The organism is Aeromonas aquatilis, from assembly GCF_054052405.1.
In genome coordinates, this window is record NZ_JBSTYP010000055.1 from 1 (window position 1) to 21470 (window position 21470).

The window sequence follows — 21470 nt, forward strand, 5'->3', positions numbered from 1 at the left end:
GGTGGCCGAGGCGGATCAGATGCTCGGTTGCCAGCTGGCAACCGAGAAAGTTGTCGGTGCCGACGAAGTCGATCGCCACATCCGGCACCGGCCGCACCACCAGAATGGTGGGCATATGGCGCCGTTGCAGGCTCTCGAAAAAGCTGTGGGGGGTAGGCTGGGCGGCGCAGATCACCATGCCTGCGGCGCTGTTGCGCTGCAGCGAGTCCATAAACTGTTGCTGCCTTGCCGCTGACTCCTCGCTGTTGGCAAGAAACAGCATCAGATCGTGGTGTTCCATCTCCCGGCTGAGGCCCGCCGTCATCTCCGCATAGAAGGGGTTGGTGATGTCATGCAGCAGCAGCCCCACCTGATTGCTGCTCTTGTTGCGCAGATTGGCGGCGGTCTGGTTGTAGACATAGCCGAGCTCATCGATCGCCTTGAGTACCCGCTGGCGGGTATGTTCCGAAATCCGTCCCTTGTTGCGCAGGGTCATGGAGACGGTAGCGGTAGATACCCCCAGATGGCGGGCAATATCGGCAACGGTCACATTGCTCATGAGGTGTCTCCTGTCGTGGTAATGAGAGTAAGGATATATCGATTAACCTTGCTGACAGATTTGACATTAATAAATGTGAGTTATTGGTCACAAATAACCCACCAAGTGGTGAGCGAACAGTCGATTCTTTGAGGTTAATCTTGTTTATCAGGTTGGGGTTAACGGGTTAATCGATTTATCTTTCTTGCGGATATCAGCAAGAGAGCAGGCCAATGATTCATTCGAGTTATGTATCCAATTACGACAAGTATCCCGAGATTGCGGTTGCCGGATATGAAGATGCCGCCTGTGCGGGGTGGGACGCGATTGCCCGGCACCTGCTGGCCAAAGTGAACGGGCAGGACAGAGCGAAAGTGGTGCTGGTGATCGACTGCTACCACGGCGTGGATCAGGTTGAGCTGCGCACTCAACTGCTGGAGGAACTTGGGCCCTACACGCTTATTGATGTGGAACAGGCGCGTCTGCCCGAGCCCACCGTGCTGGAAATGCTTGACCGCTTCATCACCGACGATCGGGTATTTGGCGTGATGGCCCCCCACAAGATGGTGGAATTTTTTGACCCGGCGGCGTTAGCCCACCTGCAACGGCAGGTCGCAGAGATCACCAAGGGGCTGGTGGTGGTGATGGGCAGCGGCGCCTCACTGGTGACGCAAGGGGATGTGCGGGTCTATGCCGACCTGGCCCGCTGGGAGATCCAGCAGCGTCTGCGCCGTAAAGATATTGGCAACTGGGGTGCGGATAACATGGATGAGGACATTCTGCGCCGCTACAAACGCGCCTTCTTTATCGAGTGGCGGGTGTTTGATCGTCACAAGGTGGCGCAATTACCGACCATCGACTTCTTGCTCGATACCAATATCAAGGGCAAACCGACACTGGTGACGGGAGTGGCACTGCATGCCGCACTGCATCAGGCGGCGCGCCAGCCATTTCGCGTCGTCCCTTTCTTTGACCCCGGTGTGTGGGGCGGTCAGTGGATGAAGCAAGTGTGTGATCTCTACCCGGCACCCGCCAACTATGCCTGGTGTTTTGACTGTGTGCCTGAGGAGAACAGCCTCTATCTCCGGTTTGGTTCGGTCCGGGTCGAGATCCCTTCGCAAAACCTGGTGCTCTGTGAGCCCAGGCCGCTGCTGGGTGAGCGGGTTCACGCCCGTTTTGGCGCCGAGTTCCCCATCCGCTTCGATTTCCTCGATACGGTGGAGGGGCAGCCGCTCAGTCTGCAGGTGCATCCGCTGACCGAATACATCCAGCAGGAGTTCGGCATGCACTACACCCAGGACGAGAGCTACTACATGCTCGATGCGGCTCCCGATGCCTGCGTCTATCTCGGCACTCGCAATGGCACAGTTCCGCAAGAGATGCTGACGGAGCTGGCGGCCGCCCAGCGCGGCGAGAAGCCCTTCGACGACGAGCGCTTCATCAACCGCTTCCCGGCCCGCAAGCATGACCACTTTTTGATCCCGGCCGGGACTGTGCACTGCTCGGGGGCGGGGGCCATGGTGCTCGAGATCAGTGCCACCCCCTACATCTTCACCTTCAAGTTGTGGGATTGGGGCCGGGTTGGGCTCGACGGTATCCCGCGCCCCATCCATCTGGAGCATGGCAGCAAGGTGATCCAGTGGGATCGGGATACCGACTGGACCGAGCGAAATCTGGTCAATTGCATTGAGCCGATCGCCGAAGGGGAAGGGTGGCGTGAAGAGCGCACCGGTCTGCACGAGCGGGAATTTATCGAGACCCGTCGCCACTGGTTCAGCGTGCCGGTAGAGCACGATACCGGCGGCACCGTGCAGGTGCTCAACCTGATAGAGGGTCGGGAGGCAACGGTAGAGAGCCCGGACAACGCTTTCGCCCCCTTCGTGGTGCACTACGCCGAGACCTTTATCGTGCCGGCGTCGGTGGGCCGTTACCGCATCCGCCCGAGTGGCGAGAGTGAAGGGCAGACCATTGCCACCATCAAAGCCTTTGTGAGGGGGTAACCGAGATGCTGAGGATCCTTATCGCAACCCATGGTTCACTGGCGCCAGCCCTGCTGGCCAGCGCCAATATGGTCTACGGCGAGATGCCTGCCGTGGCGACCGTCTCTCTCACGGAAGAGGGGGGTATCGAGGCCTTTCGTGCCGAGTTTGAACAGACGCTGCACGGCCATGGCGCAGGGGCTGACGGGGTGTTGGTGTTGTGCGACATGGAGTGTGGCACACCTTATAACGTGGCGTGCCGCTTCGCATTTGACCCCGCATGGCCACAGCCGGTTGCCGTCGTGACCGGCGTCAACTTCCCCATGTTGCTGATGAGCGCCGACTGGCTGGCGGCAACGGATGTGCACGAGGCTGCCCGTCAGCTACTGGCACAGGCACTGGAATCCATGGTGATCGCCGCACCGGCGGCGACAAATCCGCAAGATGACAACTTCTAGGAGAGCATGATGGCCATTTCATTTGTACGGATTGACGACCGAGTGATCCACGGTCAGCTGGTGACCCGCTGGGCCAGAGAGCTTCCTTGTGACGGCATCGTCGCGATCGATGATGAGGTGGCGGCCGATCCGCTGCTCTCTCAGGTGATGACGGGGGCCGTGTCGGACACCAAGGTGTGGCTGTTTGATGTGGCGACCGCCATTGCCAAGTTGCCCAAGGTGATTGCCAGTGACAAACGCTACTTCGTGATTGGCAAGTCGCCGGTCACCCTGCAGCGCCTCTGCGCCGCCGGGATCTCCCTTGATAATCTCAACGGCAAAATCAACGTCGGCCCCATGAGTGCCAGAGAGCACACCACAACCATCGGGCCCAATCAATCGGTGACCGCGCAGGAGATCGCAGCCTTTGATTACCTGACAACGCTGGGCCATGAGATCGATTTTCGACTGGTACCGGATGCCAGTCACTACAGCTGGGCAGATGCCCAGAAAAAGCTGAAATAAGGGGAGGAGGGCATCATGTTTTTTGAAGCAACACTCATCGGGATACTCTGTTATCTCGGTGCCCTCAGCAGCCCCTGGCTGCTGGGCTTGACCGGTGGCTGGTACACCATTACCCGCCCGCTGGTTTCGGGCATGCTGGTCGGTGCCATTCTGGGGGATATTCAGACCGGGATCCTGATCGGGGTGGCGGTGCAGGCGGTCTATATCGCCATGGTGACGCCGGGCGGTTCCATGCCGGCAGATCTCAACTTCGTCGCCTTTCCGGCCATTGCGCTGGGCATCATGTCGGGCAAGGAGCCGTCGGTTGCCGTGGCGATTGCCGCCACCATCGGCATCGCCGGGACCATCCTCTTCAACTTCATGATGGTGTTCAACTCCTACTGGAACCACAGGGCCGATGTGGCGCTGGAGCAGGGCGATGAACAGGGGGTTTACCTAAACAGCGCCATCTTCCCGCAGGCCTGCAACTTTGTGCTGCGTTTCGTGCCGACCTTCATTGCCGTCTACTTTGGCAACCAGTACATCGAAGGGTTCATGAACAGCCTGCCGGAGCTGGTGATCCGCACCATGACGGTGGTGGGCGGCATTCTGCCTGCGGTCGGCATTGCCATCCTGCTCAAGCAGATCATCAAGCAGAACAGCATGCTGATCTACTTCCTGGTGGGGTTTGTCGGCATCGTTTTTCTCAAGCTCAACATGGTGGGGCTGGTGATGATTGGGGCCCTGCTGGCGCTCATTCACTACAGCTATAAACCCGAACCCAAGCAAGTGGTCGCTGCCCGCGGTGCCGTGCCTGCCGATGACGAGGATGAATTCTGATGAACACAGAGCTGCAATCAGGGGGGCAGGCTGCCAACAAGCCGGTTGCTCTCACCTCACGGGATCTGCGCGCCTGCTGGCGTTCGTGGATGATGTACAACCTCTCCTCAATGAGTTTCGAGCGGCTCGAATCGTTCGGATTCTGCCTCGGCATGATGCCGGCGCTGAGAAAACTCTATCCCGGCAAAGCCGAACGAATGGAAGCGATGAAGCGCCACGCCTCCTTCTACAATACCGAGCCCCAGATCGGCGCCATTATCAACGGGCTGGCGGTCGGGCTTGAAGAGAAGCGGGCCAATGGCGAGAAGATTGACGGTGAGACCATCAATACCCTCAAGGTCGGCCTGATGGGCCCCATCGCTGGCATCGGTGATTCCATGATCCCCGGTATGCTGGTGCCCATTTTGCTCAGTATCGGTATGGCGCTGGCGGCAGGGGGGAGTGTGTTGGGGCCGCTGTTTTACATCATCAGTTTCAACGCGATCGCCATTACCGGCTCCTACATATTGTTTATGAAGGGCTACAAGCTGGGCACCGGTTCGGTGGAGTCTCTGGTCAGTTCCGAGTCGGCCAAGCTGCGCGAGGCGCTCTCCCTGCTAGGGGTCTTTGTGATGGGCGGGGTGGCAGCCAGTTATGTCAACCTCTCGACCGGACTCGATTTTGTCACCTCGGACGGGGTCAATATCCAGGTGCAGAGCATGCTGGATGGCATCTTCCCCAAACTGATGCCGCTGGTGGTGGTGCTGGGGACCTGGTATCTGATGGCCAAGCGCAACGTCTCGCCGGTCAAAGCGATGCTCGGGCTGCTGGTGCTAGCCTTTGTCGGGGTCGCCATCGGTCTGTTCTGATGGGGTCAAGGCCATTTGGTCAACAATGGGAGAGCCTGGCTCTCCCTTTTTATCGCTGTTGCGAGAGGTAATGTATGCATATCGAGGTGACTGAGGCCGCGCAGCGTTGCCATCGCTGGCTGGTCTCCGAGGCGCTGCCCCGGTGGGGCGCGCAGGGGGTTGACTCCGAGCGTGGGCTGTTTGCCGAGGGATTGGATAGTGCTGGCCAGCCTATGTGGCAGCCGACCCGTTTTCGGGTACAGAGCCGCCAGATCTATGTGTTCAGCCATGCCACCCTGCTGGGGTGGTATGACGGGCACACCCTTGCCGAGCAAGCTGCTCGGGTCGGTATGGCCCATTTTGACGATGGGGCCGGGCATGGCGTTTTCTCCATTAACCGGGATGGTTCGATTGCTGACACATCAATCTGCAGCTATGAATACGCGTTTGCCTTGCTGGCGGAGTGTTGGCTCTATCGTCTGAGTGGCGATCCACGCTGGCAGCAACAGGCCGAGTCGCGCTATCAGGCCATTGAGCAACTCTTTGCGGACCCGCTGCACGGCGGATTTCACTCCAGTTGGCCATCTGGCCCACTGCGCAGCCAAAATCCCCATATGCATCTGTTCGAGGCGCTGCTGGTGGCGGCAGACAGCTTTGATGATGTGATATGGCAGCAGCGGGCAACCGCGCTGTATCGGCTGTTTCGTCAGCGTTTTCTGGAACCCGGGTTACTGCGCGAGTTTTTCGACGACGAGTTGCTGGCGCGTCATGCCGACTCCCGTCTCATCGACCCCGGCCATCACTACGAGTGGTGCTGGCTGCTGGCGCGCTACCGGACTCTTGCCCGCAGCTGGGAAATTCGGCCAACCAGCACCGAGATTGACGAGGCGATCGGGATATTGACCCGCTTTGCCATCCGCCACGGGCACGGGCAAACCGGGCTGGTGATCGATGAGCTGACCGATGATGGGCAACCCTATCGCGATACCAGCCGGCTCTGGTGCCAGACCGAACATTTGAAAGCGCTCTTGGCGGCTTATGAACAACAGGGGGATGAGGCTACCGCCTGCCAGATCAGCGAGGTGGTTGCGCGGATCTTCCACTACTACCTGTTGCCCGCGAAGCCTGGACAGTGGATTGACCAAGTGGATAGCGAGGGAAAGCCGCTGACCTCTCATGCGCCAGCCAGCACGTTTTATCATCTGTTTGTGGCGTTTAGTGAACTGGCCCAGGTTGCGGGGGGAGGGTAGCGGATGGAAGGTTGTCAGAATCCCAGCCGGGGAGTGCTTGCAGATCGCGGTGTGACCCTTCTTGTGCTTTGCGGTGGTTGTCGTTGCGCTGCGCCTTGCAGGTGCTGCAAGCGGGTGTGTAGTGGTCAACTAAATCCGGACAATTGGTTAGGCCGATCTTCGGCGTTTGCTGGCGGCATCCCGACATTGTGTTGATGTGGACGCCGCCAGTTGTAGTAATCCATCAGGTAATAACTGATATCCCGCTTCGCTTCCCGTTGGTTCATGTATCCCGTTACCGGGAGCCACTCTGACTTCAAGCTCCGGAACAGTCGCTCCTTCGGGGCGTATCCCAACAATTACCACGACGACTCATGCTCTGGGTGATGCGATAACGCCACAGTCGTTGCCGAAATGCTCGGCTGCCATATTGGCTGCCCTGGTCAGAGTGAAATTGCACACCCGATAGGCAACCCCGCTGCTGATAGGCCATCTCCAGTGCTTTGATTACCAGCGCTGCATCAGGCTTGTCAGACATCGCCCAACCTATGACTCGCCGGGTATGCAGGTCGAGCACTGCGAATGCCAACGAGCATCGGCCCAGACATAGGTGATATCGCCACACCACACCTGATTGGGTTGCGAAACATCAAATTCACGGGCCAGCGGATTGGGAATATCCGGTCGTTCAGACTGTGCCACCTTATAACGGTGTGCGCCCAGCTGCCTGGATGCCAGCCCAGCCTCCTTCATCAGGTTACGTACTTTGAATCGGCCAATCTGATACCCCAGTTCCCGCATCATCTGACTTGGTGCGGGTCATAGACAGGCCGTTGAGGGAGATGAGTATGGAATGACATCATCATCTATGGTGAGCTGCCGCTCTGTTACTGGAGAGGTGTCGGAGCTCATATATAGGATCTTTAGCAACCCACTCGTTGAACCGTCAGTACCAACACATGGGTCCATAGGTATGATAATTTCCCACAATATTACACTCCATTGCATTCTTTAGGTCGGATATATGCTTCCTGACTTATAAGGCCTGACGTAAACTCTGATGCCCAAGAAAATACCCCTGAAGATAACCAGATTGTAGCTTAATTAGATTGCGAGTGAAGCGGGTCACCATAAAATTAACGGGTGGTGCAATAACCTCAATCTTACAATCGGTTGGAGGATTGGCAATGAAATCGAGAGCGGAATTGTAAGCAATGTGTCGATCCAGCATGGCTTGTACTAGTGTCGACTGGTTTTTCAGCAGTGCTTTAACTATCCAGCTGAAACGGATTGGCTTTTTGCGGTAGCCCCAAGGTTCAGAAAGTACCACCGTCATCCGACGTGCTCCGCGGCGATAGGCTTCAATGACTGGGATTGAATCGCTGATTCCTCCATCGGCCATGGAGCGGCCATCAACGTAAGGTGTTTCCTGATGGAGAACCGGTAGGGCACAACTGGCTGTTAGCGTCTCACCCATGTTGTCTGGTCGAACGGGTAGATAGGTAGCCTTACCACTATCGACATCGGTAGCTACCGCATAGAAAAGCGTGTTCTGAGAGCCGAAAGTCGTAACGTCGAGGGGAAAGTGGCATAGGCTGGCCTGCCATAGCCAGTTAATATCTAGAAGATTTCCACCTTTCAGAAAGCGCAAAGGATTAAAAAAGAGTGAGCTAGATGCCAACTCAGTGATAATGCGATAACTACGATGCGGTTGTTCACTTAGGTAGGATACAAGATTGGTGGCCCCAGCTGATACACCGATAACTAGGTCAAAAGGATAATGGTTACTCTCAGCAAAGGCATCAAGCACACCACTAGCAAAAATGCCACGCATAGCTCCCCCCTCAACAATCAAAGCTGAAGTATGAGAATAAGACATAAAAATACTCCGTCAACAATGATAATTATATGAAAACTGTTCTTCAGTAATAGATGCTTGCCTAATGGCTCTACATGGATGTAATTATCAAAAGTTAAAGTTGACCTGACAGTTGCAACTTTAATGGCTGTCATTACGATTAATATACAAAATGAATTTTGATGTCGTTGTCGATAAACAGATTTTTGCGACATAAAATCAATCTCATCGAGTGATATTAATAATTATCTATGTACATTTTTACTCCATTATATTTTTTTTAAAAATGTTTTTTATACATTTGTTTATTGTTGAATTTGCAATACACATTTCCTTGTTTTTTGCGAAGGCCTCAAACAAGTCAAGTCGTGTGAGGTCATAGGTTCTGGCTTCATGGATGAAGTTCAGCATGAGTCATTAGCTCACAATCGTGAATTACTAGTTCAATGGCGAACGCCGCAAAAAACTTAAATGGAAATCTTTGGCTCGCATAGAGACAGCGCACTGATGGTAATGATATTGAAGGTCATAGTTGGTAGGCGTAGATTGTTGTCATTCTAACAAGAGAGATATGCAAAATTATCAATGTACAGGCGCATGAATAAAACCTTATATTGATAGAGCCCAAAAGGGTTCCATAAAACAATTAAATCGATGATGTTGTTGATCGGTGTTGTCTATTGTTATCGGTGTAGATAAAACTCCACCATCATATTTCAGGAGGAAATGTGAACATACAAGGGCTAAACCATTTTACAATTCGTACTACACTTGTTAATGAAACTGCAGATTTTTACTCCAAAGTAATAGGGATGGCTATTGGCCCGCGTCCAGCATTCTTGTTTCCAGGTGTGTGGATGTATGCAGGGGGAAAACCTATCTTACATATAGTGTCTTTTGTTGAGCCTAATCAACATATGGATATCTACTTAGGCCAAAAAAAAATTGCAGAAGGTTCTGGCTGTGTCGACCATATATCTCTTCAATGTACTAATTTATCAGAAATGCAAGATCACCTAATTTCTATCGGTGAGTCATTTCGTGAAAGAATTATCCCTGAAATATTTGAACATCAACTGTTCCTTGAAGACCCTAATGGGGTAACTATTGAGTTGATTTTTCCATTCTCTCCTGAAGATAGAGTAATGGGGGAGGCCATGCCAGAGATGATGTTTATCTCATGATAAAAAATTAATTTAAGTAATTAGGAATGCATTGTTTATTTTTCTGATTTATATAGCCCACGGTGGAGTATAAATATGGATGTTGTCATTACACCAGAAGACCGTATTAAAGAGTTAGGGTTGAAATTACCAATGACGGCTCCAGCGTTGGGTCATTATGAACCATGGTGTATGGTTGGGAATACGTTTATGACATCAGGGCAATTCCCATGGATAGATGGAGAACTGAAATATAGAGGTCAATTAGGCAAGGAGATTAACTTAGAACAAGGTTATGATGCCTGCCGTCTTGCTGCATTAAACGCTATATCTCAACTTAAATCAGCTGTCGATGACCTCTCTAAGGTTTCTCGAATATTTCGAATAGAGGGCGTGCTCAATGTAGCTGAAGGTGTTGATTTTCATCCTAAAGCGTTAGATGGGGCATCTGATGTAATTAATCCCATTTTCTCTGAGTGCGGTCGGCACACAAGGATGATTTGGACTAATCCAGTGATGCCAATGAACAGCGTCTGTCTTGTTTATATTTTTGCGGAAGTATGCAAAGAACCTTCATGTTGAAAATAACAATGAGAACATCTATTTAAAGTGATGATCGCAAGCAGATTAAATAATTTCAATGTGAATTTTTGAAGTTGCCATTTTGGCTCTAAAACTACGTTTTTATAAAAATGAGGGAATATATGGCTTTTAAATCAAAGAGTGTTTTGTTTTTATGTCTTCCTTTAATCAGTGTTGGGGTTTCTGCTGCAGATTTTAATCTGTCTAGCCAAGATGTTAAGGAAGGGGAAAACATACAGGTTAAGTTTCTTGCAAATGATTTTGGTTGTACAGGTGATAACTTGCAACCAACCCTTTCATGGATCAATCCGCCAGCTGGAACCAAAAGCTATGCCATAACATTTTATGATAAGGATGCAGATACTGGCAGTGGTTTCTGGCACTGGATAGCTATCAATATCCCACAAAATGTAAACACGCTAGTTGGATCTAACTCTCCTTCTGGTATGGTTGTGAAAGCAAATGACACGGGTAAGAAACAGTATTTAGGGCCTTGTCCTCCAGTCGGTGAAGTACATACCTATAGCTATACAGTACATGCGTTGGATACAGATAAGCTGGAAGCTCCCGCCGATACGACTGCCCCGCTAACTGGATATTTCATTAATAAGCATACAATTTCAAAAGCTTCTCTTAATCTACGGGTGTCTCGTAGTTAGTAACTGTTTTATATAGATAAGGATAACTTATGAAAGACAAGATGCACTGGCTAGTGGTCTTGACAGGTATGATATCATTTGTATCTGTTTTGACTTACATAAATCAGTTTGATGGTGCTTGGTCAACAATCTGCATGTTGTTATTCTCAATTTTGATCCCTCTGTCCGCACTGTTCTTTCGACGAAACAATGTTGTTTGGTTTCTATTTACCACTTTTTTTACAACTATTGTGGTCAGAAACGCAGATCAACATGACTGGTCACAGGTTGGTTGGTGGACGGCACTAACATATTTCCCATTGTTGCTACAGCTAATTTTTATCCTGCATGAGGGGTATCAAAAGTATGGGTCACAGTCGATGGTGCTCTCTTTTATTCGCATGTTCATCGGTTTTAACTGGCTGACTCACTGTACGGAAAAATTGTTTGTTTCCAATCATGATGCGGGATTGGTAGGTTTTTTCCAAACGGTGGTTGGGCCTAATACTTTTGGTACCATGCTGAGTGAGCAGTTTGCCGTCAATATGATTATTTTTGGCGGATTAGTGGAACTGACTGCCGCGATCTCTTTGGGGCTAGGTGTACTATCCCGATTTGGCGCTTTAGCTGCTGCACTCTATCTGATTGCTGCAGAAGTAATGAGCGGGCATTTTGGGGTGGGGTACACGTGGATGATGCCCGGCGGCGGATGGGAAGTGCCGTTTTATTTCTTTATGGTGACAATTCCCTTCATGCTGCCTCGCAGTGGTGGTGCGTTATCACTGGATAAAGAATGGCGGTTGTCACAACGTTTTGGCGAGCCCATCGGCAAAGCCACAGGATTTTAATACCGAGGATGATGGTTGGCTGATATTGGAAACGAGCCAAAGCATTAGTTGTGGCGGTTGAATCCACACTCGCTCAGCTTTAGTAACTCCTAAAGATGGCCAGAGTTCCCGTGACCCCGACCTTTTTCATTTCTGGCCCGCCTCGTGCGGGCTTTGTCGTTCTGGGGGGAGGGGACTGAATCGCCCCCAGTTCCCTAGACACCTTACAGCCTAAAATGAGGCAACTATTGGATGTGTTATCCAGAAACATTCAAAATCAAAGCGGTTAATCACATCGAACGGTTGTGGCACTATTAGGATCGGTTATTTAGAGGCTTGCAGGCGGTAAGACCATAATAAACAGAGACAACAGAGACAACAGAGACAACAGAGACAACAGAGACAACAGAGACAACAGAGACAACAGAGACAACAGAGACAACAGAGACAACAGAGAACTATATCACGTGTAGAGGCGATATGAGAAAGATATTTCTTTTAAAAATAGCTAGTTAGTTATCATTTTCGATAGTATCTCTTACCAGCCAGTCATGGAATATTTGCACTTCCGGACGAATTGCTGACTGCTGAGGGGTGACGATGTAGTAAGACCATCCAGGGGCCAGCGATGATCAGGATGAAGTTGGATCAGTTGCCCGGTTGAAATGAGTTGCTTAACCAACGTGTGACGAACCAACGCTACGCCCTGGCCACTCAATGCGGACAGAATAACGGCGGATGTGGAGTTGATGTGCAGGCTACTCTCTCTAGCTTTTGGCGCATGGACTGCTTCAAGCACATCCTTCCACGAAGGGAAGTCTGCACCGGGATGCGGTGTATCATCGTAGACCAGTTTTTGCGTGGCTAGCCATTCACCGCAGGATGTCTTTTCTGGTGGAACAAGACGTGGGCTGCAGACCAGCACGGCTTCCTCGTTCATCAGCCATGTTTTGTTTACACTTGGCCAGTCCCCCTGACCACATCGGATTCCAACATCCGCCTCACTGTGTGAGACATCCATCAATTTTTCAGTCACGTTCAGGCGAAGGTCGATGCCTTCGTGAGCTGCAGCGAAGCGATTAAGTCGTTCCATAAACCAGTGCATCACCAACACCTGAGATGCCGTTACCGTGACCACGGAGCGTGATTTGCGACTCCGAAGTTTCTTCAATCCCATATCTAGTTTATCGAGCCCGATAGTGATGTCTTGCAGCGCCTCTTGGGCATCATCAACTAGAGAGAGACGTTCTTTGCCTGAAGGTGAGCGATGCAGCAAGGGGTGTCCGACCCAGCTTTCCAATGCCCGAACGAGTTGGCCCACTGCAGCAGGTGTCACCCCCAACTCTTGCGCCGCGCGGGTAAAGCTCCCATGGCGGGCTGTTGCTTCAAATGCATGTAACCATTTCAGGCGGTTCAGGGATCGCATCGGCTCGTTTCTCGGTTTCATACTGTCAACCAATATACCATCACCAGATAGTTTTTCTTTCTCATTGGGCAATTTCTTCTGATTCGTCAGCTGATCATGAGGATGGCATTCTAACGTCACTTGATGAGGGTATGCCTCTTGTCATCTGTAAACTCATGATTTTGGAGGATTAGTGATGAAAGCATCTTTTGCAGGCAAAAAACTGTTAGTGGTGGGTGGTACTAGCGGTATGGGATTTGAGACAGCAAAGCTGGTACTACAAAATGGTGGTCGGGTTGTACTGGTCGGCAATCGCAAAGATAAAGCAGAACTTGCACAGCAGGTTCTCGCGTCTGATGACCAAGTTTCCGTTATTGTCGCTGACCTGAAGAGTGAAGAAGGGATGCTGCATGTGATCAACATCATCAATGCTCAGCACAAAGACATCCACTTTTTGGTGAATGCGGCAGGGGTGTTCTTTCCAAAGTCATTTATTGAGCATGAAGTCGCTGATTACGACACTTACATGAATATTAACCGGTCCGCCTTCTTTATTACTCGTGATGTTGTGCGCAACATGATAAAGGAGGGCATTCAGGGATCTATCGTGAATATCGGCTCAATGTGGGCCCAGCAAGCGATTGTGGCCACTCCATCTTCAGCTTACTCAATGGCCAAGGCTGGTTTGCATGCATTGACGAAAAATCTGGCTATAGAGCTGGGCAATAAAGGGATCCGTGTTAATGCAGTCTCTCCGGCTGTAGTTCATACGCCTATTTACGAAGGGTTTATACCAAAAGACGACGTAAAAGATGTGATGAAGAGCTTCGACAGTTTCCACCCGATTGGCCGTGTAGGGACATCTGTGGATATTGCCGAAACTGTGGTGTTCCTGCTGTCTGGAAAAAGTGGTTGGGTAACTGGCGCTATCTGGGATATCGACGGTGGTGTGATGGCTGGTCGTAACGCCTGATGCTGAGTTTACCGCATGTATTTAGGATATATGCGGTAATTTTTCAAGTAACATGAGCAGATTATTAGTGTGTGATGTTGTCATGATGATTCTGGTTACTTATTAAGCTCAATATTTGACTGGTTTAATAGTGCCTGTGTTTCGTTCATTTCACGTTCGGCTCTTGCAAGATATTGCTCCATTTTTTTATCGCGGTTGTTTTGGGCGTTGATCAACACCTGTTCAAACATATTCCTAATTTGTTCTGTATTGCAAGCTGACTCTTTGGATATAGTTAAGTAGAGTTCAGCCTTAGGAATCATGATAGGGCTTGCCTTTAGTGTAGTTATCCCAAGTTGGTTCATATATATATTGGCTGCATTATACTCATATACTAGGTAATCAACCCTATTTGCTTCAAGCATTCTTAGAGCCTGTCCAATTGTTGGTACAATATGTATGTTTAAGTGTGCACGAGCATAGTTGTCAAAAACCTCTCCAAAACTGTTGTTGATAACCGTTATTCCACGTTCAGAAATTAAGTCTTCCCATTTTGCATAGTTTTTGCTTTTCTTTTTATTGACAATGATTGCAGGGCCAGTGAAATGTATCCCCGGTTTCAAGTAATCCATGTACTTAGCACGTTCAGCTTTGTAAAATACTCCCGCGATCATATCTATTTGACCTAAGAATGCATTTTTTTGCACACGTCCCCAAGGGCCACTATAGATAACTTTTATCTTCCTTCCAGTTTGTGACGCAATGTCATCTAAAATATAACGAAATACACCATTTAATAATTGTGGATTTGTTTTATCTCGCCATAAATATGGGGGGTATTCAGGATTTCCACTGATAATAATTTCACTACAGTTAGAAGTTGTTGCTCTAATTGATAGACTGAAAAATATAATGAATAAGAGATAGAATATGTTCCAGTGATTTTTTTTACTCATGTCGCCACTCCTTGGCATGATCTATTCCAAGATGGAATCTACATCCTTATTATTTTTGTTTAAAGATTTTTTGTTATGGTTACCAGTCAACACCTCACAGCTCGACCTCATATGAGGCCGGAAGCGGAATTGGATCAGCTTCTGGCCTAGTAGGCGATTATATACCTATTTGCTACAAGGAAGAAATAACGAGGGAGATGGTCAGCGAGTGGTGGGGTAGGGGAGAGATAACGCGCTCAATCTGAGACTCATCCCACATTTGATACCTGAACGCTATACGCTCAACGCGATGGCCATTACAATGACTGTCATGGGTGGGGCAAGGTTGTAGAACGATGACGACAGCAAATATCAACATACAGATGCTGACATGGGCGCGGGAGCGCTCCGGCCTTTCTATGCCTGAATTTGCCAAGAAGTGCGGCGTGTCTGAAGAACGTCTGCAAGAGTGGGAAGAAGGCAAGCGCCCCATGACGTTCAAACAAGCCATGGACTTTGCCGTGAAGGCGCATGTCCCCTTTGGCTATCTGTTTCTTCTGCAGCCCCCTGTCGATGAACTGCCTATCCCTGACCTCAGAACCGTCGATAGCAAAGGGGTCGGACGCCCCAGTGCTGCTCTGGTTGAGGTCATCAAGCTGATGCAGCTTCGCCAGGAATGGTTCCGTGACCATCTCAGGCTCCAGATAGCTGAGCCTAATCCCATCTTGGGCCGCTTCAATGCCCGGTCCGATGCCCAAAAGATTGTCAAAGATATGAGGGCAAAGCTCGGTGTGCCTGAACATCCCACCAGAGGGAGTTGGGAAACCTACTACCGGGATCTGGTTCGTCGAATCGAAGCTTGCGGCATTTTAGTGATGCGCCAAAGTGACGTGGGCCATCACACCCGTCCTTTGTCTGTTGATGAGTTCAGAGGCTTCGCGATGGTAGATAGCTACGCACCGTTGCTGTTCGTCAACGATGCCGATGCGCCAGGCGCCCGGTTGTTCACGCTCATCCATGAGCTTTGCCACATCTGGATTGGCCAGTCCGGTATCTCCGATGGCGGGGTTGCCAACCATCGCCAAGAAGAAACCCTCTGCAATGCTGTCGCTGCGGAGTTTCTTGTGCCAGCCTCTGAATTCCGTCAAATGTGGCGTGAAGAGTATGAGGAATGGCAGGATAACCTGGCCGAGCTGGAAGCACATTTCCATGTCAGTACCTGGGTATTGGCTCGCCGTGCCCAGACCCTTGGTTACATCAGCCATGATGAATATGTTGAGTACGTGCAGAAACTGCGTCGTGAATACAAAGAACGCCCGAAAAAGGGCAGCGGTCCGGATTACTACAAAGTCAAAAATTCGCAAATAAGCCATCTGTTCTCTAGGGCAGTTGTGAGTGAAGCACTCAGCGGTCAGTTGTTGTTAAGAGATGCCAGCCATCTACTCGGTGGAATAAAACCTGGCAAGATTGCCCAATTTGCTAGGGAGCTTGGGTGAAATATCTGCTTGACGCAAACACGTATATTCAAGCAAAAAACCTTTACTACCAGATGGACTTCTGCCCAGCATATTGGGACTGGCTGGATTTACAGTTTCAACAGGGGGTCGTGGGGAGCGTCGGTATGGTAGGCCGCGAGTTAAAGGATGGTGATGATGAGTTGGCTGCGTGGGTGGCAACCAGACAACACCATTTTGTCGATGATACTGATGTTGTGACTCAAGCCAACTTTGCGAAAATCGTGCAAACAGTGGCGGGCACAAGCCACTACAACCCCGCTAATCGGGACCAATTTCTGGCTAAAGCCGATCCGTGGTTAATCGCCAAGGCAATGAGCCTGAGCGCCATAGTGGTGACGAACGAAGGGCTCGTGGATCTCTCCTCACGCAAAGTCAAAATCCCCAACATCTGCAGAGCCTTTCATGTGCCATGCATCAACACGTATGCGTTGCTCCGTGAGGTCAAGGCTCGATTTATTCTTGAGAGTTGATCCGAGTTCGCATGCAACTTGGTGAGTGCTACACGATTTAATCGCACCAACCGCGGAGGATATGGATGTCTCCAGATGAACTCTTTGAAAAAGCGGCTGCCTGGGCGCGGCAACAAGATCGGTTCATCACCAGCCTGCAGTTGTGTGACCAGTTTCACGTATCACTAACTGTTGCTGGGCGGCTCATCCGTAAGCTCATTACCCATCCTCGGATCACCGCCGAGTTCAAGCGGGAGAAGTGCATTATCAGCGATGGGCAGCAATGACAATGGTGATGGTTCGGGTGATAAAAATCGCCAAGGTGCCTATGGGGCCGCCTAAGCCGGCCAAGGCAATTAAGCCAACTCATCCTCGGGCTATCCCAGCCAAGAAAGATGAGAAGATCGTGGGCAGGCTCAAAGAGCTTGTGGCGAGAATGCCCAGGTGATCGAGAGAGCCGTTGTCTTGGCGGCTTGATGTAGTGGTCAACTAAATCCGGACACTTGGTTAGGCCGAACCTCGGCTTTTGCTGGCGGTATCCCGTCATTGTGGTGATGTGGACGCCGCCAGTTGTAGTAATCCATCAGGTAATAACTGATATCTCGTTTCGCCTCTCGCAAGCTCATATATCCCATAGCCGGGAGCCACTCTGACTTCAGGCTTCTGAACAACCGTTCCATCGGGGCGTTATCCCAGCAGTTGCCACGCCGACTCATGCTCTGGGTCATGCGATAGCGCCACACTCGTTGCCGAAATGCCCGGCTACCATATTGGCTGCCCTGGTCAGAGTGAAATAGCACACCGGATGGGCAACCCCGCTGCTGATAGGCCATCTCCAGTGCTTTGATGGCCAGCTCGGCATCTGGTTTATCTGACATCGCCCAGCCCACAACCCGCCGGGTATGCAGGTCAAGCACCGCTGCCAGGTAATGCCAACGGCCACCTGCCCAGACGTAGGTGATATCGCCACACCACACCTGATTGGGTTGCTGGACATCAAATTCGCGGGCCAGCAGATTGGGAATGTCCGGTCGTTCTGACCGTGCCACCTTATAACGGTGTACGCCCGGCTGTTTGGATGCCAACCCGGCCTCCTTCATCAGGTTACGTACTTTGAATCGGCCAATCTGATACCCCAACTCTCGCATCATCGACATCAAAGCGCGGCTGCCCGCTGAGTTCCGGCTTTCTTTGAACAAACGGCGCAACTCACAGCGCTGTTGCATACGTTCACGGTTAATCGTCCGCCTGCGAGCCAGATAATCGTAAAAACAGGAGGTGGGAACATCGAAGGCGCAGCAGACCAGAGTGATGGGGGCTTGCTCCCTTAATCGGTCTATCAGCGCGTACGTGTGAACTCGTCCGCCATCAAGAGAGCAGTAGCCTTTTTTAGAATGTCCTTTTCACGTTCGAGCCGGTTGATGCGGGCTTCCAGCTCCTGAATTTTCTGCTGCTCCGGAGTCAGTGCTTTGCCGATTGGGGTTGTGCCAGTTCGTTCGGATTGCAGTTGCTGAACCCAGCGACGGAGCACGGTTTCACCGACATCCAGTGAACGGCTGGCTTCAGGGACAGAATATCCCTGGTCGAGCACCAGGGATGCGGCTTCGAGTTTGAATTCGGCTGTAAATGAGCGACGTAATCTTGTCATTGAACACCTCAGGTCATGGTGGCGACTGTACCACCTAAAATGGTGTCCGGGATGATTAGACCACTACATGAGTGCTTGCTTGGTAACATATATTTGAGTCGGGTACTGAGCTGGTATATCTATATTTAGTTGCTCATGAACTTGATCTAAATCAATTAACGTTTCTGTTAATGACCTCCATACCAGCAATAGAGTAATTAGATAATCGCAATAGGAATTTATACAGCCCGGTCTCTATGGATGTAATTTATCATAGGGGAAAATCGGGGGGGCTTATGATTATATATGGGAAATACGGTGGTGCTGCATTGCGAGCAGTACACTTGATGGTGCAGAATAATTATGACCATGTCAGTGCCTGGGATATGGCGATGTTCGAAGCATTCGGAGAAGACTTAGGCGTTAAAAAGTTCAAAAACAACCCTAAGGTTACATTTCTGACCCTATGCAGTTTAAGTGCGATTAGCTGTGTCATGCCAATCTATTATAATGCAGCCGCAAAGACTAAGCTGTATGTCACCACAGCTCTTGATATCCTTTCCTCTAAAGATAAAACTACACCGATTAATCCTGATGATTTATGGCAAGAGGTCATTAGTGCTTGTGATGCTGCAGCCACACTGAAGCACAACAATCAGATGGATGTCGTTCTGACACTATGGTACGCAAATGTACTGAATACCCATTGGGCGAGTGATGAGCTGGAGCTTAGGGCTGACTTGCTGTAATCGTCATTTCGTAGAGTAAAAAGACCAAGGTGCTGATCACCTTGGTCTGTCATACTATTTTACTCTGGTGAGTGAGCCACTATCAGAGTGGGCAAATGGCTTGCCATAGACCTGCAAGCTAGTGGTTTGGTTGTACTTGAGTTTGTCTTTTTCTGAGAAGTCGAGCGTTAATGTAAAGTCTGTCGTCGTGTCATTGGCTGTCATATAGGTGCTTTCAGCAATGCCACGCTTCCCTGTTTTGAAGTCAATCTTGTTGCCAGCGTTGCCTTCGGTCACAACACAAACTGCACGAGGAATGCAGTATGAGTTATAGACAACTTGATTTTTCTTGTCATAGATAAGGTAGCCACGTTGATCGTGGAATTTTCCATTATCCCTTTTTCTGAATACCTCCTGCTTGTAGTACATCGCTACAAGGTACTGCTCACTGGCATTCTTCGCATCTGCCGCAGGTTCGAAGGTAATCGTTTCATAGAATGGCTCTACAGCAGGGCCACCTTTGCCTACCTTGCTTCCTTCCTGCCCTGGCGCAACATCTACACCACCTGTATCAGTGCTTTTCCATGTTCCTGCCAACTGGGCGAGGGGGCCAAAATCCAGGCCGTTTATCATTGTGTCTGAGTCTGCGTAAGCCAGAGTTGAACTGGCCAGTAAAATAGCTGGAATTACTAACTTACTCATATATAACTCCCATCAGAGGTCACTGTTATTATTGTTTTCAGCGCCCTGAATTTAAAAATGTGAGGGAGCAGGGTCAATATGATATTGGTGGCCATGTTTGATTTTGTGAGTCGAGGTTTGTTTTTTACTATGAATAAAAACCAGCTTTGATCTGAGTCAGCTTTCATTTCCAGATTTAAAAAACACTAATGTGAATCTAGATCAAATTTTGATTTTGACTACTGGAGATTCGAAGCCTTAATTAATAATTGTTTTGGGAACGTACATTCGGATACAAACCGTCACCAACTACACACGGAAGTTTGCTGAGCCCAGTCGTAGGATGAAGTCATGGAGAACAGCTCCATCACCCAATAAGGATTGAGACCATGAAAAAGATCATCCCCCTGGCAGTAGCTGCAGTTTTCGCCCTGACCTCTGGTTTCACCATGGCGGCTACCCCGGCCAAGGCTGCGGCACCGCAAGCGGTCCAAACCAAGGTTGTCAAAAAGCAGCATCATCAAACCAAGCATCATGCCAAGGCCCCGGCAGTTAAAGTAGCGCCGGCAACCAAATAAGTTTGGTGGTAGTGAAGTAAGCAAAGGGAGGCTCAGGCCTCCCTTTTTTCATCTGCATTGAAGTTTATGCCAGACAGATTTTTGCTGCGCGCTTGGGTCAGATCTATAAACTTCGGTTCTGTGATAAGCCAGATACTCGCATTGTTTACCGTTGAATGTTCCAACGTTGAGGGGGATGCTAATGCTTTATAGTTCTAACATTTGTTCCATCTCTGTCTTCTCTGAGGCTCCAAAGTATTTACTCGGTGCCTTATTTTAATAATCACCTTTAAGGTTTATTGTTACCTTAGGAGTTATTGTAGATGCTATTGCCGGTTACAACATCTCTTCCATAATCTACCCAAAGTCTGTCTAATGTATTTTTATCGATGTTTTCCATATCGATATATCTTTGGTTTTTAATGCCAAATTGATGCATTTTAAATATATCTTCTCCACTCGTGTTATCCATTTGGATTGAATCTCCACCAGGGCCAAACTGATAATATTTTGAATGTTTTAATCCAAATTTATCTTTGTAAGAAATATATATGTATTTCTCTATGAAACTAACAACTGAACGAGATTTTGTTTCGTGTGTGGTTTTAAATTCTTCGAAGGTCTGATCTAGTTTTCTAGTACTTTTAATTTGAATGGTACTCATCTTTCCATTGTTTGGATCTTCAACTATAGTAAAACTCTCTGGGTAGTTATCTATTGGAATAAAAGCGTTAATCAAATGAGGCACTTGCTTGGGTGGTTTGTTGCTATTAATAACTTGAAGTTCCCTCACAGAAAGAAAAGCGACTATGGAACTATTAAGATCATATAAATCCTTTCCTGTATTTAATATTTCAACACTGTCAGATACGTCGCCATTTTCATCTATAACTGTTCTGATTTTTGCCTTCACATCAGGAAGTTGTTCTTGCTCTTGCAATTGTATCGCATGATTAGCGACCTCTAATTGAGCTCGATCGACTTGCAGCTGGGACTCAGCGACTGTAAGTTGAGATTTGGCTATCTTATTTGATTGGTATGAAACCAATATAGCCATTATCCCAAGCAAAAGGCTTGAAGTAATTTCAAAATAAATTTTATTTTTCTTAAGGAATAGCTTGCACATTTGTCATCCTCGCTTTCTTAATGATGCAATTTCATTGCAATAAGATTTATACCAGCATGTATCTTATTTTAATGTCTGGGGTATTATAAACC

23 protein-coding genes and 1 pseudogene are annotated in these 21470 nt (G+C 49.5%); 16 read left to right on the top strand and 8 right to left on the bottom strand.

The window, feature by feature from the left end:
- Positions 1–538, bottom strand: a 538-nt coding sequence (locus ACW5W8_RS18620; protein WP_498629439.1) for a LacI family DNA-binding transcriptional regulator, incomplete at its 3' end; no start/stop codon positions are given.
- Between the two features lie 212 nt (positions 539–750).
- Between ACW5W8_RS18620 and ACW5W8_RS18625 the strand changes: the two genes are divergently transcribed.
- From ACW5W8_RS18625 to ACW5W8_RS18650, 6 genes are all read left to right on the top strand, one after another.
- Positions 751–2517, top strand: coding sequence for a class I mannose-6-phosphate isomerase (locus tag ACW5W8_RS18625; RefSeq protein ID WP_498629441.1), 1767 nt, complete (start codon positions 751–753; stop codon positions 2515–2517).
- A gap of 5 nt (positions 2518–2522) precedes the next feature.
- A complete protein-coding gene (locus ACW5W8_RS18630) occupies positions 2523–2954 on the top strand; it encodes a PTS sugar transporter subunit IIA (RefSeq protein ID WP_498629443.1) in 432 nt (143 codons plus the stop codon).
- Positions 2955–2960: 6 nt separating this feature from the next.
- Positions 2961–3458, top strand: coding sequence for a PTS sugar transporter subunit IIB (locus ACW5W8_RS18635; protein WP_421278487.1), 498 nt, complete (start codon positions 2961–2963; stop codon positions 3456–3458).
- A gap of 15 nt (positions 3459–3473) precedes the next feature.
- Positions 3474–4277, top strand: a complete 804-nt coding sequence (locus ACW5W8_RS18640; protein WP_498629445.1) for a PTS mannose/fructose/sorbose/N-acetylgalactosamine transporter subunit IIC — start codon at positions 3474–3476, stop codon at positions 4275–4277.
- Positions 4277–5125 carry a PTS system mannose/fructose/sorbose family transporter subunit IID gene (locus tag ACW5W8_RS18645; protein ID WP_498629446.1) on the top strand — a complete coding sequence of 283 codons (849 nt, stop codon included), beginning with the start codon at positions 4277–4279 and terminating at the stop codon, positions 5123–5125. The genes ACW5W8_RS18640 and ACW5W8_RS18645 overlap by 1 nt, the downstream gene beginning before the upstream one ends.
- Before the next feature lie 74 nt (positions 5126–5199).
- Positions 5200–6354: an AGE family epimerase/isomerase gene (locus ACW5W8_RS18650; protein ID WP_498629448.1), complete on the top strand. Its 1155-nt coding sequence runs from the start codon at positions 5200–5202 to the stop codon at positions 6352–6354.
- 125 nt (positions 6355–6479) lie between these two features.
- On the opposite strand, the pseudogene ACW5W8_RS18655 reads toward ACW5W8_RS18650, so the two are convergent.
- Positions 6480–7137: pseudogene (locus ACW5W8_RS18655) on the bottom strand (IS3 family transposase); the annotation flags it as partial.
- 232 nt (positions 7138–7369) lie between these two features.
- Entirely contained in the window at positions 7370–8212 is an 843-nt protein-coding gene (locus tag ACW5W8_RS18660; protein WP_498629450.1) for a patatin-like phospholipase family protein, read from the bottom strand.
- A 707-nt stretch (positions 8213–8919) separates the two neighbouring features.
- Between ACW5W8_RS18660 and ACW5W8_RS18665 the strand changes: the two genes are divergently transcribed.
- The 4 genes from ACW5W8_RS18665 (at position 8920) to ACW5W8_RS18680 (ending at position 11422) form a co-directional block, all read left to right on the top strand.
- Entirely contained in the window at positions 8920–9375 is a 456-nt protein-coding gene (locus ACW5W8_RS18665; RefSeq protein WP_498629452.1) for a VOC family protein, read from the top strand.
- Between the two features lie 75 nt (positions 9376–9450).
- Positions 9451–9936 (top strand): Atu1372/SO_1960 family protein, encoded by a 486-nt coding sequence (locus ACW5W8_RS18670; protein WP_498629454.1) that lies wholly within the window; start codon positions 9451–9453, stop codon positions 9934–9936.
- A gap of 122 nt (positions 9937–10058) precedes the next feature.
- Entirely contained in the window at positions 10059–10595 is a 537-nt protein-coding gene (locus tag ACW5W8_RS18675) for a YbhB/YbcL family Raf kinase inhibitor-like protein (protein WP_498629456.1), read from the top strand.
- A gap of 29 nt (positions 10596–10624) precedes the next feature.
- Positions 10625–11422, top strand: a complete 798-nt coding sequence (locus ACW5W8_RS18680; protein ID WP_498629458.1) for a DoxX family membrane protein — start codon at positions 10625–10627, stop codon at positions 11420–11422.
- Between the two features lie 517 nt (positions 11423–11939).
- Here ACW5W8_RS18680 and ACW5W8_RS18685 read toward each other — a convergent pair.
- Entirely contained in the window at positions 11940–12947 is a 1008-nt protein-coding gene (locus tag ACW5W8_RS18685; RefSeq protein ID WP_498629460.1) for a LysR substrate-binding domain-containing protein, read from the bottom strand.
- A gap of 55 nt (positions 12948–13002) precedes the next feature.
- On the opposite strand from ACW5W8_RS18685, the gene ACW5W8_RS18690 reads away from it, so the two are divergent.
- Complete coding sequence (locus tag ACW5W8_RS18690; RefSeq protein ID WP_498629462.1) at positions 13003–13779, top strand: SDR family NAD(P)-dependent oxidoreductase; 777 nt, start codon at positions 13003–13005, stop codon at positions 13777–13779.
- 95 nt (positions 13780–13874) lie between these two features.
- On the opposite strand, the gene ACW5W8_RS18695 is transcribed toward ACW5W8_RS18690, so the two are convergent.
- The gene (locus ACW5W8_RS18695; RefSeq protein WP_498629463.1) at positions 13875–14714 is read right to left on the bottom strand and encodes a substrate-binding periplasmic protein; all 840 of its coding nucleotides are present in this window, start codon (positions 14712–14714) and stop codon (positions 13875–13877) included.
- Between the two features lie 335 nt (positions 14715–15049).
- On the opposite strand from ACW5W8_RS18695, the gene ACW5W8_RS18700 reads away from it, so the two are divergent.
- The 3 genes from ACW5W8_RS18700 (at position 15050) to ACW5W8_RS18710 (ending at position 16946) form a co-directional block, all read left to right on the top strand.
- Entirely contained in the window at positions 15050–16189 is a 1140-nt protein-coding gene (locus ACW5W8_RS18700) for a helix-turn-helix domain-containing protein (RefSeq protein ID WP_498629465.1), read from the top strand.
- Positions 16186–16680: a DUF4411 family protein gene (locus ACW5W8_RS18705; protein WP_498629467.1), complete on the top strand. Its 495-nt coding sequence runs from the start codon at positions 16186–16188 to the stop codon at positions 16678–16680. Before ACW5W8_RS18700 ends, ACW5W8_RS18705 begins: the two co-directional genes overlap by 4 nt.
- Before the next feature lie 65 nt (positions 16681–16745).
- Entirely contained in the window at positions 16746–16946 is a 201-nt protein-coding gene (locus ACW5W8_RS18710; protein WP_498629469.1) for a hypothetical protein, read from the top strand.
- Positions 16947–17144: 198 nt separating this feature from the next.
- Here the strand turns inward: ACW5W8_RS18710 and ACW5W8_RS18715 are convergent.
- Positions 17145–18307 (bottom strand): IS3 family transposase gene (locus tag ACW5W8_RS18715; RefSeq protein WP_439962726.1). Its coding sequence is split into 2 segments (ribosomal slippage): positions 17145–18052 and positions 18052–18307, totalling 1164 coding nucleotides; the frame shifts between segments, so codons are not numbered across the junction.
- Between the two features lie 275 nt (positions 18308–18582).
- On the opposite strand from ACW5W8_RS18715, the gene ACW5W8_RS18720 reads away from it, so the two are divergent.
- The gene (locus tag ACW5W8_RS18720; RefSeq protein WP_445980939.1) at positions 18583–19035 is read left to right on the top strand and encodes a DUF6979 family protein; all 453 of its coding nucleotides are present in this window, start codon (positions 18583–18585) and stop codon (positions 19033–19035) included.
- A gap of 54 nt (positions 19036–19089) precedes the next feature.
- Here the strand turns inward: ACW5W8_RS18720 and ACW5W8_RS18725 are convergent, their stop codons facing one another.
- Complete coding sequence (locus tag ACW5W8_RS18725) at positions 19090–19716, bottom strand: heme-binding beta-barrel domain-containing protein (RefSeq protein WP_498629472.1); 627 nt, start codon at positions 19714–19716, stop codon at positions 19090–19092.
- A gap of 368 nt (positions 19717–20084) precedes the next feature.
- Here ACW5W8_RS18725 and ACW5W8_RS18730 point away from each other — a divergent pair, with 368 nt between their 5' ends.
- Positions 20085–20273 carry a hypothetical protein gene (locus tag ACW5W8_RS18730; RefSeq protein ID WP_208736227.1) on the top strand — a complete coding sequence of 63 codons (189 nt, stop codon included), beginning with the start codon at positions 20085–20087 and terminating at the stop codon, positions 20271–20273.
- Positions 20274–20559: 286 nt separating this feature from the next.
- On the opposite strand, the gene ACW5W8_RS18735 is transcribed toward ACW5W8_RS18730, so the two are convergent.
- Positions 20560–21378, bottom strand: coding sequence for a hypothetical protein (locus tag ACW5W8_RS18735; protein WP_498629475.1), 819 nt, complete (start codon positions 21376–21378; stop codon positions 20560–20562).
- Positions 21379–21470: the final 92 nt, after the last annotated feature.

Coding starts and splice junctions, on each gene's coding strand:
- ACW5W8_RS18670 (WP_498629454.1), top strand. CDS start 9,451: ATGGATGTTGTCATTACACCAGAAGACCGTATTAAAGAGTTAGGGTTG.
- ACW5W8_RS18735 (WP_498629475.1), bottom strand. CDS start 21,378: ATGTGCAAGCTATTCCTTAAGAAAAATAAAATTTATTTTGAAATTACT.
- ACW5W8_RS18675 (WP_498629456.1), top strand. CDS start 10,059: ATGGCTTTTAAATCAAAGAGTGTTTTGTTTTTATGTCTTCCTTTAATC.
- ACW5W8_RS18720 (WP_445980939.1), top strand. CDS start 18,583: ATGATTATATATGGGAAATACGGTGGTGCTGCATTGCGAGCAGTACAC.
- ACW5W8_RS18630 (WP_498629443.1), top strand. CDS start 2,523: ATGCTGAGGATCCTTATCGCAACCCATGGTTCACTGGCGCCAGCCCTG.
- ACW5W8_RS18650 (WP_498629448.1), top strand. CDS start 5,200: ATGCATATCGAGGTGACTGAGGCCGCGCAGCGTTGCCATCGCTGGCTG.
- ACW5W8_RS18710 (WP_498629469.1), top strand. CDS start 16,746: ATGTCTCCAGATGAACTCTTTGAAAAAGCGGCTGCCTGGGCGCGGCAA.
- ACW5W8_RS18690 (WP_498629462.1), top strand. CDS start 13,003: ATGAAAGCATCTTTTGCAGGCAAAAAACTGTTAGTGGTGGGTGGTACT.
- ACW5W8_RS18640 (WP_498629445.1), top strand. CDS start 3,474: ATGTTTTTTGAAGCAACACTCATCGGGATACTCTGTTATCTCGGTGCC.
- ACW5W8_RS18730 (WP_208736227.1), top strand. CDS start 20,085: ATGAAAAAGATCATCCCCCTGGCAGTAGCTGCAGTTTTCGCCCTGACC.
- ACW5W8_RS18725 (WP_498629472.1), bottom strand. CDS start 19,716: ATGAGTAAGTTAGTAATTCCAGCTATTTTACTGGCCAGTTCAACTCTG.
- ACW5W8_RS18700 (WP_498629465.1), top strand. CDS start 15,050: ATGACGACAGCAAATATCAACATACAGATGCTGACATGGGCGCGGGAG.
- ACW5W8_RS18625 (WP_498629441.1), top strand. CDS start 751: ATGATTCATTCGAGTTATGTATCCAATTACGACAAGTATCCCGAGATT.
- ACW5W8_RS18660 (WP_498629450.1), bottom strand. CDS start 8,212: ATGTCTTATTCTCATACTTCAGCTTTGATTGTTGAGGGGGGAGCTATG.
- ACW5W8_RS18645 (WP_498629446.1), top strand. CDS start 4,277: ATGAACACAGAGCTGCAATCAGGGGGGCAGGCTGCCAACAAGCCGGTT.
- ACW5W8_RS18695 (WP_498629463.1), bottom strand. CDS start 14,714: ATGAGTAAAAAAAATCACTGGAACATATTCTATCTCTTATTCATTATA.
- ACW5W8_RS18635 (WP_421278487.1), top strand. CDS start 2,961: ATGATGGCCATTTCATTTGTACGGATTGACGACCGAGTGATCCACGGT.
- ACW5W8_RS18680 (WP_498629458.1), top strand. CDS start 10,625: ATGAAAGACAAGATGCACTGGCTAGTGGTCTTGACAGGTATGATATCA.